At 58.8% G+C, this 12,423-nt stretch carries 16 protein-coding genes; 11 read left to right on the forward strand and 5 right to left on the reverse strand.

Annotation, left to right across the window (positions count from 1 at the left end; translation table 11 throughout):
• On the forward strand, positions 1-552 hold the full coding sequence (gene rplE, locus MHK09_RS06870; protein ID WP_005322808.1) for a 50S ribosomal protein L5: 552 nt from the start codon (positions 1-3) through the stop codon (positions 550-552).
• 108 nt (positions 553-660) lie between these two features.
• Here the strand turns inward: rplE and MHK09_RS06875 are convergent, their stop codons facing one another.
• Positions 661-1,542 (reverse strand): sortase family protein, encoded by an 882-nt coding sequence (locus MHK09_RS06875; protein ID WP_250413071.1) that lies wholly within the window; start codon positions 1,540-1,542, stop codon positions 661-663.
• 141 nt (positions 1,543-1,683) lie between these two features.
• On the opposite strand from MHK09_RS06875, the gene MHK09_RS06880 reads away from it, so the two are divergent.
• A complete protein-coding gene (locus MHK09_RS06880; protein WP_179387384.1) occupies positions 1,684-2,469 on the forward strand; it encodes a formate/nitrite transporter family protein in 786 nt (261 codons plus the stop codon).
• On the opposite strand, the gene fdhD is transcribed toward MHK09_RS06880, so the two are convergent.
• Positions 2,466-3,284, reverse strand: coding sequence for a formate dehydrogenase accessory sulfurtransferase FdhD (fdhD, locus tag MHK09_RS06885; protein ID WP_250413072.1), 819 nt, complete (start codon positions 3,282-3,284; stop codon positions 2,466-2,468). The two genes, MHK09_RS06880 and fdhD, sit on opposite strands and share 4 nt — an antisense overlap.
• On the reverse strand, positions 3,284-3,532 hold the full coding sequence (locus MHK09_RS06890; RefSeq protein WP_250413073.1) for a DUF6457 domain-containing protein: 249 nt from the start codon (positions 3,530-3,532) through the stop codon (positions 3,284-3,286). The genes fdhD and MHK09_RS06890 overlap by 1 nt, the downstream gene beginning before the upstream one ends.
• 355 nt (positions 3,533-3,887) lie before the next feature.
• Here MHK09_RS06890 and rpsH point away from each other — a divergent pair, with 355 nt between their 5' ends.
• The 7 genes from rpsH to MHK09_RS06925 all read left to right on the forward strand — a co-directional run bounded on the left by rpsH (position 3,888) and on the right by MHK09_RS06925 (position 7,258).
• Positions 3,888-4,271 carry a 30S ribosomal protein S8 gene (gene rpsH / locus MHK09_RS06895; RefSeq protein WP_005322799.1) on the forward strand — a complete coding sequence of 128 codons (384 nt, stop codon included), beginning with the start codon at positions 3,888-3,890 and terminating at the stop codon, positions 4,269-4,271.
• A 15-nt stretch (positions 4,272-4,286) separates the two neighbouring features.
• Positions 4,287-4,823 carry a 50S ribosomal protein L6 gene (gene rplF / locus MHK09_RS06900; RefSeq protein WP_005322792.1) on the forward strand — a complete coding sequence of 179 codons (537 nt, stop codon included), beginning with the start codon at positions 4,287-4,289 and terminating at the stop codon, positions 4,821-4,823.
• Between the two features lie 3 nt (positions 4,824-4,826).
• A complete protein-coding gene (gene rplR / locus MHK09_RS06905) occupies positions 4,827-5,228 on the forward strand; it encodes a 50S ribosomal protein L18 (protein WP_005322788.1) in 402 nt (133 codons plus the stop codon).
• A gap of 40 nt (positions 5,229-5,268) precedes the next feature.
• A complete protein-coding gene (gene rpsE, locus MHK09_RS06910) occupies positions 5,269-5,892 on the forward strand; it encodes a 30S ribosomal protein S5 (RefSeq protein ID WP_005322780.1) in 624 nt (207 codons plus the stop codon).
• A gap of 3 nt (positions 5,893-5,895) precedes the next feature.
• The gene (rpmD, locus tag MHK09_RS06915) at positions 5,896-6,081 is read left to right on the forward strand and encodes a 50S ribosomal protein L30 (RefSeq protein ID WP_005322779.1); all 186 of its coding nucleotides are present in this window, start codon (positions 5,896-5,898) and stop codon (positions 6,079-6,081) included.
• 3 nt (positions 6,082-6,084) lie between these two features.
• Complete coding sequence (gene rplO / locus MHK09_RS06920; protein ID WP_005322777.1) at positions 6,085-6,531, forward strand: 50S ribosomal protein L15; 447 nt, start codon at positions 6,085-6,087, stop codon at positions 6,529-6,531.
• A gap of 238 nt (positions 6,532-6,769) precedes the next feature.
• Entirely contained in the window at positions 6,770-7,258 is a 489-nt protein-coding gene (locus MHK09_RS06925; protein WP_005322775.1) for a hypothetical protein, read from the forward strand.
• 96 nt (positions 7,259-7,354) lie between these two features.
• Here the strand turns inward: MHK09_RS06925 and MHK09_RS06930 are convergent, their stop codons facing one another.
• Entirely contained in the window at positions 7,355-8,857 is a 1,503-nt protein-coding gene (locus tag MHK09_RS06930) for an FAD-binding oxidoreductase (protein ID WP_250413074.1), read from the reverse strand.
• A gap of 11 nt (positions 8,858-8,868) precedes the next feature.
• Positions 8,869-10,176: a class I SAM-dependent methyltransferase gene (locus tag MHK09_RS06935; RefSeq protein ID WP_200436223.1), complete on the reverse strand. Its 1,308-nt coding sequence runs from the start codon at positions 10,174-10,176 to the stop codon at positions 8,869-8,871.
• A gap of 376 nt (positions 10,177-10,552) precedes the next feature.
• Here MHK09_RS06935 and secY point away from each other — a divergent pair, with 376 nt between their 5' ends.
• Together secY and MHK09_RS06945 are read left to right on the forward strand one after the other, a co-directional pair.
• Positions 10,553-11,878 carry a preprotein translocase subunit SecY gene (secY, locus tag MHK09_RS06940; protein ID WP_005322770.1) on the forward strand — a complete coding sequence of 442 codons (1,326 nt, stop codon included), beginning with the start codon at positions 10,553-10,555 and terminating at the stop codon, positions 11,876-11,878.
• Positions 11,878-12,423, forward strand: a complete 546-nt coding sequence (locus MHK09_RS06945; protein ID WP_005322769.1) for an adenylate kinase — start codon at positions 11,878-11,880, stop codon at positions 12,421-12,423. The genes secY and MHK09_RS06945 overlap by 1 nt, the downstream gene beginning before the upstream one ends.

A 12,423-nucleotide genomic window follows, 5' to 3' on the forward strand; every position in this document is an offset into this window, starting at 1 on the left:
ATGAGCGAGAACTACACCCCGCGTCTGAAGACTCGCTACCGCGAGGAAATCCGCAAGTCCCTGAATGACGAGTTCAAGTACGACAACGTCATGCAGATCCCTGGTGTCACCAAGGTTGTTGTCAACATGGGTGTTGGCGAAGCCGCACGTGACTCCAAGGTCATCAACGGCGCACTCGAGGACCTGACCGCTATTACCGGTCAGAAGCCGCAGCTGCGTCGCGCTAAGAAGTCCATCGCGAACTTCAAGCTTCGTGAGGGCATGCCTATCGGCGCACGCGTTACCCTGCGCGGCGACCGTATGTGGGAGTTCCTGGACCGCCTGCTGACCATCGCGCTGCCACGTATTCGTGACTTCCGCGGTCTGTCTGATCAGCAGTTCGACGGCCACGGCAACTACACCTTCGGCCTGTCCGAGCAGTCCATGTTCTACGAGATCGACATCGACAAGATCGATCGCCCTCGTGGTATGGACATCACCGTCGTTACCACCGCTACTAACGACGACGAGGGCCGCAAGCTCCTGCGCGAGCTCGGCTTCCCGTTCAAGTAAATAGAGCGCTAAGAATCCCAACTCCCCGAAAGGGGCGTTGGGATTTTCTAGTTTTACCGAGCACCTTGAATTCAAAGGTGCGCAGGCGCTGGCGTGCGCGGGCCTGGCTTAAGCGCTTTCGGCCTCTGTGTGCGTGGTGCCCTCATACTGCCATCCCACGACCGCGTTGCGCACCGCTGGCTCCAACGGATTCGCAGGTTGGATACAACTAATGGTGAGCAGGCGGCCGGGCATGGGCCCATCGCCCCAGATAGAGGTGTCATCAGAAAGCCCCTGCTTATCAGGGTCGTGCAGGTCAGTTGCGGTATAGATGAGCCAGTTCTGCCCGGAGTCTTGGGTGCGCACGTAGAGCTTGTCTCCCAGATGGACCTTGTGCTCATTGGCAGAGCCATCGTAGAGATTATTGAATACGCCCGGCACGCCCGCCCCGGTATGTCCGGCGATAACGACGATGTCTTGTGCCGTGGTGCCTGGCAGCGAGTAAGGGCGATCATCGGCAGTGTAGGTACAAGCCTTATTCATGGTGTCTGGATTGATAGCGCCATTGACCACGCGGCAGGAACCATCCTCAAACTCCGCGTGTACCTCGATGGCGGGGATGAACAGCTCTACCGCGGGGGAAGGGTCGATAGCAGGCGCCTCTTGGGCGGTGACCTCGTTGGTCTCCAATCCTTCGGGCGGATTGACCACGCGATTAATGGTGCTGGCGATCGCTACCGTGGCAACGATGCCCACGACGACGCGCAGGATGCCAGAGGATTTCCATGCTTCCTTGATGCGGTGCCACAGGGTGGGCTTGCGGCGCTGGCGAGGGAGGGAAGTGTCCTCAATGCGGCGCGGCGGGCGGCGGCGCTGTTGTTGACGGGTGCGCGACTCGGTCTGGCGCCATTGGCGATCTGCATCTGTGTGCTGGGAACGCGATGGGACGTGCCGGCGCCCGTTAGTAGGAAGCCGATTCGGTTCCCTCCGCGGCCGGTAGTGGGAATCCATGCGACCTCCGAAGAGAAATTAAGGGTTATAGGAAAGCTCTAGCTTACAACGCAGGGGTATGCATTCCCGGAATTGGCTCGGAAATAGGTGGTCAGGATAGGATTAGAAGGATTTAATTCGCTCTAATTAATGAGGTAAAAGATGTCTCTCAATGATGCTGCCAAGGCGGCAGCTGTCAAAAAGGTCACCTTGTTGGATGAATCCTTCTCTCGCTTCGCGGTGCGCTCCACCTTGGCCGGCGTGTACCTGTGCATCGGTACCGCATTTGCTGGTGTGGTTGGCCAAGCCGTCAATGGTGTAGCACCAGGCTTGGGTGCGGTGACCTTTGCTCTATTCTTTGGCCTCGGGCTCTTCGCCATTTTGATTCTGGGCGCAGATCTGGCCACGGGAAACATGATGTATATGGTCTATGCCGCAAGCAATAAGCAGGTCTCGTGGGGCAAAGCCTTCTACCTTTTGCTCATCACGACTCTCTTCAATCTGGTGGGCGCAGTCATCTTTGCGGCCATCATGGGTATGTCCGCAAAATTCGCTGACATGGATCCTTCGCATCTGTTGGTCACCCTTTCTGAGGGGAAGCTGACCAAGTCCCCGCAGGGAATGCTGGTAGAGGGAATCGCGGCGAACTTTGTGGTCAATATGGGCATCGTCGGCGCCATCTTTGCTAAGGACATTGTCTCTAAGTTCTTCGTCATCATTCCGATTATTGGCGCCTTTGTTGGCCTGGGCCTGGAGCACGTAATTGCGAACTTCTGCCTGTTTAGTCTCACCCTCTTTGGATCCGATCCGTTGCCTGCAACCCTGACTGTGGGCAATGTGGCGCTCAATTGGATCCTGGTGTGGATCGGCAATTTGATTGGCGGCGGTCTGCTGATTGGCGGCGTATACGCCTGGCTTAACCGTGGGCCGGAGGCCTACCGCGACTAGGCGAGCCCGCCGGAATACAGATTAAAGCGGTCGCCGCGAGCGAAGCCGACGAGCGCCATGCCGGTTTCGCGGGCCGTTTCCACCGCTAGGGAGGAGGCGGCGCTCACGGCAACGAGCATGCCGAAGCCGGCCATCGCGGCCTTTTGGACGAGCTCGAAGCTGGCGCGCGAGCTCATCACCAAAATAAGGTCATCGGCGGGGAGTTTGTCCTCTAATAGGAGGTGGCCGATGACCTTATCCGCAGCATTGTGGCGGCCGATATCCTCGCGAATGACTACCGGTTCACCGTCCAAGGTGAAGGCACCGGCGGCGTGAATGCCGCCGGTCTTTTTAAATTGCTTCTGCTCGGCTCGGAGCTTGTCTGGCAGCTTGGCGACGACATAGGGGTCCACTGGTATATGCGGAATCGGGTAGCGGGTCTGCTTAGTCAAAGCCTCGATAGAAGAGGTGCCGCATACGCCGCAGGCAGAATTGGTGGTGGTCAACCGAAGATCGCTCAGATCCAGTACGTTCTTCTTCGCCAGATCGATGTCGAGCAGGTTGTAGGTATTCATGCCGTTGACGGTGGCGCCGGCGCAGTAGCGGGCCTCGGTGACGTCGCTAAGCGAAGCAATATGGCCCTCTGAATGCAAGAATCCATGCGCCAGCTCAATGTCATGGCCGGGGGTGCGCATGGTGGTGGTAATGGTCTGGCCACCCGCGCGGATTTCCAGGGGCTCCTCGCCGGCGACGGTATCGGCGCGGGTATCGACCTGCAGGCCATCTCCCAGGCGGACCTTGGTGACGGCAAAGGTGGAGTTCTTGCGGCCGGCCATTACTGCAGCACCTGCTTCAGGACATCGATATTGCTGCGGGCTTCCTCTACGTTGCCGGAGGCTAGACCCACGAGGAAGGCAGTAAGTGGGGCCGCGGGGCGGGAGCGATTGTGCGCAACGTCCTTGGTGAGGTCCAGGATCTCGCGGGTGAGTGCGGTTGCCTCCTGAGGATCGAGGCCGAGGTGACGGGCGGCTTCTTCGAGCCACTCGTGTGCGGATTGGATGGGGTCCTCGTGTGTTTGGCTCATCACCATCTCCTTATATACGTTCGTGCTGGTCTCGACTCTAATGAAGGCGCTAGATTATTTGGAAAACCGCAGGTTATGGCGTAGCATAGTACCTCGTGCTTGCGCCGAGGCGTCAGCGTGCCCCAATCATTGCGTATTTTGGCGCGCTGAGCTGCAGAAAGCGCCGAGCCGATGCAAGAACTGAACATCAACTTTGTTGTAGGCCCCTCGCCGTAGATAGCGGACCGTTGTCTGAATCAAAGGGTGGCGAGCGCCTTACGGTATTGACCGTAGGGAGCGTGAGTAGCCCGAAATCACACGGAGAACGCTTTGGTGAGCACGGGAACCGCAACGAGAAAGGTACACGGTCACTCATATGACTATGACTGATCCTATTGCCGACATGCTGTCGCGCGTGCGCAACGCAAGTAATGCGCACCATGACACCGTGTCGATGCCTACCTCCAAGCTGAAGGCAAACATTGCTGACATCTTGAAGCAGGAAGGCTACATCGCTGACTACACCGTCGAGGGTCACACCCTGTCCCTCGAGCTGAAGTACAACAACCGCGAGCGCTCCCTGTCTGGCCTGCGTCGCGTGTCTAAGCCGGGTCTGCGTGTGTACGCAAAGTCCACCGAACTGCCACAGGTCTTGGGCGGCCTGGGCGTGGCTATCATTTCCACGTCCCACGGCGTGCTGACTGACCGTCAGGCTGAGGAGAAGGGCGTAGGCGGAGAAGTTCTCGCCTACGTCTGGTAAAGGGAGGTTTGACACATGTCTCGAGTCGGTCTAGCACCAATCGCCGTACCGAACGGCGTCGAAATCAAGATCAACGGCCAAGACGTTGAGGTTAAGGGCCCTAAGGGCACCCAGAGCGTTAACGTTCCAGAGCCTATCGCCATCAACCTGGAAGACGGCGTACTGTCCGTCTCCCGCCCTGATGACCACCGCAAGCACCGTGCTCTGCACGGTCTGTCCCGCTCCCTGCTGAACAACGCCGTTGTTGGCGTGACCGAGGGCTACACCATCAAGATGGAAATCTTCGGTGTCGGCTACCGTGTCCAGCAGAAGGGTAAGGACCTGGAATTCAGCCTGGGCTACTCCCACCCGATCCTCATCGAGGCTCCGGAGGGAATTACCTTCGCAGTGGACGGCGCAACCAAGCTGTCCATTACCGGTATTGACAAGCAACTAGTCGGACAGATCGCCGCTAATATCCGTCGTCTGCGTAAGGACGATCCTTACAAGGGCAAGGGTATTCGCTACGAGGGCGAGCAGATCCGTCGCAAGGTCGGAAAGACGGGTAAGTAAGCAATGGCAAACACTGAAAACACCAAGCGCACTCCAGTCGGCAAGGACATTTCCTCTCGTCGTCGCGAAGCACGCGCACGCCGTCACTTCCGTATCCGTAAGACCCTGCGTGGCACCCCTGAGGCACCGCGTCTGGTTCTTCACCGCTCCTCCCGTCACATGCACGTCCAGGTCATCGATGACCTGGCAGGCCACACCCTGGTCTCCGCATCCTCCATGGAGGCGGACGTTCGTGCACTCGAGGGCGATAAGAAGGCCAAGGCTGCCAAGGTAGGCGAGCTGGTTGCCGAGCGCGCTAAGGCCGCTGGCATCGAGCACGTCGTATTTGACCGCGCAGGCTACAAGTACCACGGCCGCGTCGCTGCGCTGGCTGACGCCGCACGTGAAGGTGGTCTGAAGTTCTAATGATCATCGTCAACGGAAACATCAACGGAAGGAACGCCTAATGTCGGACCGTGAACAGCGTGACGGCGGACGCTCCGCCGAGAACAACAAGAACAACCGCGGTGGCAACGGCCGCCGCAACGATCGTCGTAATCAGCAGGACAACGAGCGCGATAAGTACATCGAGCGCGTTGTGACCATCAACCGCGTCTCCAAGACCGTTAAGGGTGGCCGCAACATGTCCTTCACCGCCCTCGTCGTCGTCGGTGATGGCCAGGGTCAGGTTGGCGTTGGCTACGGCAAGGCTAAGGAAGTCCCGGCCGCAATCCAGAAGGGCGCTGAAGAGGCTCGCAAGAACTTCTTCCGCGTTCCGATGATTGCCGGCACCATCACCCACCCGGTTGAGGGTCGCGACGCAGCTGGCATCGTCATGATGAAGCCTGCCGCACCTGGTACCGGTGTTATCGCTGGTGGTGCTGCTCGTCCAGTGCTCGAATGCGCTGGCGTGCAGGACATTCTGTCGAAGTCCCTGGGCTCCGACAACGCACTCAACGTCGTCCGCGCTACCGTGGACGGCCTCAAGCAGCTGGTCCGCCCTGAAGAGGTTGCCGCACGTCGTGGCAAGTCCATCGAAGAGGTCACCCCGGCCCGTATGCTGCGCAAGCGCGCAGGTCAGGAGGCATAAGCAATGGCTCTGAAGATTACACAGGTAAAGGGCCTGGTGGGCACCAAGCCGAACCACCGCAAGAACATTGAGGCTCTCGGCCTCAAGCGCATCGGTCAGTCCGTAGTCAAGCAGGACACCCCGGTCGTTCGCGGTATGGTTCACAAGGTTCGCCACCTGGTCACCGTCGAAGAAGTGGCAGGGGAGTAAACCATGGCTGATATCATCAAGCTGCACGACCTGCGCCCAACCGCAGGAGCAAACAAGCCTAAGACCCGCGTCGGCCGCGGTGAGGCATCCAAGGGTAAGACCGCTGGTCGCGGTACCAAGGGCACCGGTGCTCGTAAGCAGGTTTCCGCTGCTTTCGAGGGTGGCCAGATGCCGATCCACATGCGTCTGCCTAAGTTGAAGGGCTTCAAGAACCCGAACCATGTTGAGTACCAGGTAGTTAACGTTGCTGACTTGGCTGAGAAGTTCGCAGATGGCGGCGACATCACCGTTGCTGACATCGCAGCTGCTGGCCTGGTCCGCGCTAACAAGCCGGTCAAGGTTCTGGGCAACGGCGATATCAACGTTAAGTTGAACGTCACCGCTGACAAGTTCTCCAAGTCTGCTGTAGAGAAGATCGAGGCTGCTGGCGGTTCCGCCAACACCAAGTAATCTCCTCTAGGTAGATTTCATCCCCCTCTCCGCACATGCGGGGCAGGGGGATGTTTCCGTTTTGTAGACATCCTAGTGCTGCTATATAACGTGCCGCCCGGGCTATGCGCGCCATTGGTACTGAAAATAGTTGACAGGAAACCTTTATTAATAAATAAGGCTCCGGGTATAGCGATTTATATTAATGGGTGCTAGAGTCTCCCTTAGTTGAAAATCATCAAACGTTCAGGAGAATCTTATGTCGTCTGTTTCTTCCCTGCTCGCCACCGCAATTGCTGCCGTCATGCCGTTTGCCGGCTCTACCGGCCCGGTCGATGCTCAAGACCAGCTGTCGCAGCCTGATCCTGCTGAGACCACCCAAACCGCGCCGGCCGAGACTGGCGAGCAGGGCACCAAGGACCAGCAGCCGGGCGCGCACGCTGAAAAGGGCCGCATCACCGGTGACAAGGAAGATGTCATCAACGGTGAGGGGGAAGGTGCCACCGAGGTAGATCCTGGCTTCAACGGCGGCAACCTGCAGAGCGGCAAGTTAGCGGTGCAGCGCGAGCTGGCACTTGCTACCCAGGAGGCTGGCCACGAGTTCATGAACATTGAGTTCAAGGATGATCACTCTGCCCACCTGACCTTCCCGGAGACCTATAACCCGGACAAGGACGAGGCTGCTGTGCAGCGCGTCATGGATGCGCTGAAGGTCAACGGCTATGAGAACATCACCGCTGCCTACTAAAGCGCGAAGACCCTAGATTTGGGCAAAGGAAGAGGGTGGAACGCCTGTAAAAGGCGTTCCACCCTCTGTGCGTATCAGGCCGTGCGGGGTGGGGGGCTAGGCCTCGTCCACGGTCTTTTCGTATAGGCCAGGGAAGCGGTCATCTGGGTCGGTAACCGCCTTAATAGTCGAAGGAAGGCTGCCGCCGTAGAGCTCTTCGAACTTCTCCCGGGAATAGAAGGCCTCGGAGTAGAGGGACTTGTGCCCGCCTAGCTCGTTGACCTTGGATTCGATAACTTTGTTGAAGGCGCCATTATTCGGCGCGGATGGATCGACGTGGTCGCCGTCCACGCCGGACCAGAAGCCGACGTTGACCCAGGTTTGTCCGGGGCGCAGCGGGTAGAGGGGCCATGGGTCGCCGGAGTCAGAGGCAATGTCGCCGGTGCCTACGAGCTCGTCCACGCCATCGCGCAGACGGATGGGGCACAGCCACACCGGTTGAATATCGGAGGCGTTAAAGAACCAGTGGAGGAATTCCGGCAGGTTCTCCGGTGTGACCTCAATATCCTGCACCACGCGCTCGGCGCGCGGCTTGCCGTGCGGCTTTTTGATGAAGTTATATTCCAGCTCGTACTTGCGGTCGAGGCGGACCAGCTTCCAGTAGAAAGAGCTGCGGCGAAGCTCGCGCGGCCACACCTTACGCACCTTCGGGTTCTGCGCACCAAAAGCGCGCGAGCACCAGAACCAGTCGGTATCCCAGCGCCAGATGTAATCGCGGATGGTGAGGCGATCGCGGCGGATGCCCGAGGCGTGCTGGAGGCTGCGGTAGTAAATCTTGTCCCGCGTGTAATCGGAGGTTGGACCCTCCTCATCAGTAAAGCGGGCGAAGACGAGGTAGGCCTCGTCTTCGGAAAAGACCACGCCGTCGAGGCCATGGACGGGCTCGCCGCGGTGGGTATGGGAAGAGGCGACGTCGGCAAGCACGCGGCTCGCTTCCTCCACGGTGTGGAAACGCTCTTCGCGCAGCTCTACATAGGCGGGCACGGGTTCCAGCTCAATCTTGAGGCGCACCGCATAGCCCAGCGAGCCATAGGAGTTGGGGAACAGGCGGAAGAGATCAACGTTGTCTTCGCGGGAGCAGGTGAGAATCTCGCCGGTGCCGGTGAGGACATCCATTTCCAGCACGGACTCGTGCGGGAGACCGTTGCGGAAGCTGGTGGATTCCACGCCCATGCCAGTAACCGCACCGCCCAAGGTAATGGTCTTAAGCTGCGGGACGACGAAGGGCATGAGGCCATGGGGCAGGGTGGCATCCACGAGGTCCTCATAGGTACACATGCCCTGCACATCGGCCGTGCGGGCAACTGGGTCGACCTCAATGACGCCGCTAAGGCCGGACACATCGAGGCCCTCCTGCTCCTCGCTGCGGCTGCGGAAGAGGTTGGAGGTCTTCTTGGCTAGGCGCACGCGCTTTCCGGCCGGGACGGCACGGAAGCTTGCCAGCAGCTTATCGACGCCCTCCTGATGCGCCTCCCATCCCACCGGCTCAATGGGCATGGCATCCACCGGCCGCGGCTGGGCGGCGGCGAGGCGATCGCGCAGGTTATCAATGAGAGTCATGGCACCCCTCCTTAAAAGCGGCTATCTTTCCACCAGCGGCGCTCAGGCACGCCGGCGCGGGAGCCGGCCTCGCCCAGCTTGACGCCGAGGAAGTGATACAGGTTGATGATATTGCGCTCAAAGCCCCACTCGGATCCGGCCATATAAATGCCATAGAGACGGGCGGTGGGCAGGCCCACGGTTGCGCAGGCCTCGTCCCAATTCACCTTCAGGTTCTCGCACCAGTCATGCAGCGTCCGCATGTAGTCAAAGCGGAGGGACTCGGTGTGGATGACTTCGAAGCCATTGTCTTGCATCGCCTTGGTGACATTGCCGGAGCCGGTGAGCTCGCCGTCCGGGAAGATATAGCGGTCAATGAAGCCGCCCTTGGGGGTCTTGTGATTATCCGGGTAGGTGATGTTGTGGTTGAGCATCAGGCCGCCGACCTTCAACTTGCCGTGGAGGAACTTGAAGAAGTCGTTGTAGTTCTTTACGCCAATGTGCTCGATAATGCCGATAGCGGAGATGGCATCGAAGCCCTCTTCGGTGATATCGCGGTAGTCCATGAAGCGGACCTCCGCCAAGTCTTGGAGGCCTTCCTCCTCAATCTTGCGCTGGCCCCACTCGGCCTGTTCCTTGGATAGGGTGACGCCGATGGACTTCACGCCGCGGCGCGCCGCGTAGCGCACCATGCCGCCCCAGCCGCAGCCCACATCCAAGTGGCGGTCGCCTTCCTTGAGGCGCAGCTTGTCAAAGATGAGGCGGTACTTATTCTCCTGCGCTTCCTCCAGGGTGGCATCCGGGGAAGGGTAGTAGGCGCAGGTGTAGGTCATCGAATCGCCCAAGAAGAGCTCGTAGAAATCATTGCCAACGTCATAGTGATCAGAAATGACATCGGCATCGCGCTGCTTCGAGTGCTTGGAAAGGCCGTCGTGTAGCTTGCGGCGCAACCAGGAAGCGCGCTCCACCTCAGGGACCGGCTGGATCTGGAAGGCGCCCATGGAAGCTAGGGAACGAACAACGCGGGCCAGGGTCTTGGCGTCCGGCTTTTGGAATTTGTCATACATGGCATGCAGCGCGTCAAAAATGCCATAGGGGTGGGCCGGGTGATCGCCATGCACCGTAATGCCGTCCGTGACATAAGCTCGCGCAAATCCCACGTCGCCGGGGTGGGTAGCGATAAAGGAGAGGCCCTCGAGGCTATTAATAGTCACCTTGTACTGGGCGTCTTCCGGTCCGGTCGCGGACCCATCGAAGGCCTCCCAGCGGAAGGGGTTGGGGCTAGGGACAAAAACGTCGATGATCTCAGCAACGGTCATCGGCGTGAATTTCTTGCTCATAAGTACTTCTTTCGAAACATTTGGTTCACACCAATAACGGCCTCGGAGCGCATAGCGCTGTGAGGTCGGAGATATTTCAGGAGAATTGCGTGTGCGCAATACCCCCTCATGGTAAACCCCGGATGCAAAACGCGCGAAAGGACAAGCAATCATGGTCACACTATTGGGGCTTAATGTGGCTATGCGGAGCAAGGCTGGTAGGGTAATGGGGTCATAAGTGTTCAACCGTCCCTGAAGGAAACCTGAATTTCCCCTAAGCTTTCTGGCGCAGGGGGGTGCGGTTTCCTAGGGGTAGATGAGTTTCCACCTCCGTGAATGAATGCGAAACCCTCCCTAGATTTCGCGTTCGGCAGCGGTAGGCCAGGAGGATTTTGTAGTGTCCGCCATTGTCCAGGCTTTTAAGGATGCCGACCTACGTAAGAAGATCATCTTCACCATCGTGATGATCATCGCGTACCGCGTCGGTGCACAGATCCCGTCCCCGGGTGTTGACTATGCGTCTATTGCTGGCCGCTTGCGCCAGTTGACCGAGCAGTCCGGTGACCTTTACTCCGTCATCAACCTCTTCTCGGGTGGTGCGCTGCTGCAGCTGTCGATCTTCGCCATCGGCATCATGCCGTACATTACGGCGTCGATTATTGTGCAGCTGCTGACCGTGGTCATTCCCCGCTTTGAGGAATTGAAGAAGGAGGGCCAATCCGGTCAGGCCAAGATGACCCAGTACACCCGCTACTTGACCCTCGCGTTGGCGTTGCTGCAATCCTCCGGCATTGTCGCGCTGGCAGACCGCGAGCAGCTGCTGGGTCAGGGCGTACAGGTCCTGGCAGCTGATCGTAACTTCTTTACCCTCATCGTCTTGGTCATCACCATGACCTCCGGCGCTGTGCTGGTGATGTGGATGGGTGAGCTCATCACCGAAAAGGGCATCGGTAACGGTATGTCCCTGCTCATCTTCGCTGGTATCGCAACTCGCCTGCCAACCGATGGTGTAAGCATCCTGCAGAACAATGGTGGACTCGTCTTCGCCATGGTCGTAGCCGGCTTGGTCATCCTGGTTGTTGGCATTACCTTCATCGAGCAGGGCCAGCGCCGCATTCCGGTTCAGTACGCAAAGCGCATGGTCGGCCGCCGCCAGTACGGTGGTTCCTCTACCTACCTGCCGCTGAAGGTCAACCAGGCCGGCGTTATCCCGGTCATCTTCGCTTCCTCCCTTATCTACATGCCGGTCCTCATTACCCAGATTGTGAACTCTGGCTCTCCCGGCACCCCAGATAACTGGTGGCAGCGCAATGTCATCGCGCACCTGCAGGCACCTTCCTCCTGGCAGTACATCGTGCTGTACTTCGTCCTGACCATCTTCTTCGCTTACTTCTATGTCTCGGTTCAGTACGATCCGGCAGAGCAGGCGGATAATATGAAGAAGTACGGCGGCTTTATTCCGGGTATTCGCCCGGGCCGTCCGACCGCGGAGTACCTTGGTTATGTGATGAACCGTCTGCTGTGCGTGGGCGCCCTGTACCTGGCAGTTATTGCCATCCTGCCGAATATCCTCTTGGATCTCGGCGTGGGCCGCTCCTCCGCCAGCGGCACGTCCGCCTTTGGTGGTACGGCCATCCTGATTATGGTCTCCGTCGCTTTGACTACGGTCAAGCAGATCGAGTCCCAGCTACTGCAATCCAACTACGAAGGACTACTTAAGTAATGCGTCTTGTACTTCTAGGACCTCCCGGTGCCGGCAAGGGCACCCAGGCAGCTATCCTCAGCGAGAAGCTAAACGTTCCGCACATCTCCACCGGCGACCTGTTCCGCGCCAATATCGGCGAGGGCACCCCGTTGGGTGTAGAGGCAAAGTCCTACATCGATGCAGGCAAGCTGGTACCTACCGACGTCACTGCCCGCATGGTCGAGGACCGCCTTAACCAGGATGACGCCAAGAATGGCTTCCTGCTGGACGGCTTCCCACGTACCACCGAGCAAGCAGACATCTTGGAGGAGCTGCTGGCTAAGAAGGGCGAGAAGCTCGACGGAGTTCTCAACTTCGAGGTCTCTGAGGATGTTGTGGTTGAGCGCATGATGGCCCGTGGCCGCGCCGACGACAACGAGGAGACCATCCGCACCCGCCTCGGTGTCTACCGCGAGGAAACCTTCCCGCTTATCGAGCACTACGGCGATGCCATCATCTCCATCAAGGCCGAAGGCACCGTGGAGGAAATCAACGCCCGTGCGATGGAAGCACTGGGTAAGTAA

Source organism: Corynebacterium tuberculostearicum (assembly GCF_022347235.1).
In the GTDB taxonomy this organism is placed as follows: Bacteria; Actinomycetota; Actinomycetes; order Mycobacteriales; family Mycobacteriaceae; genus Corynebacterium; species Corynebacterium tuberculostearicum_F.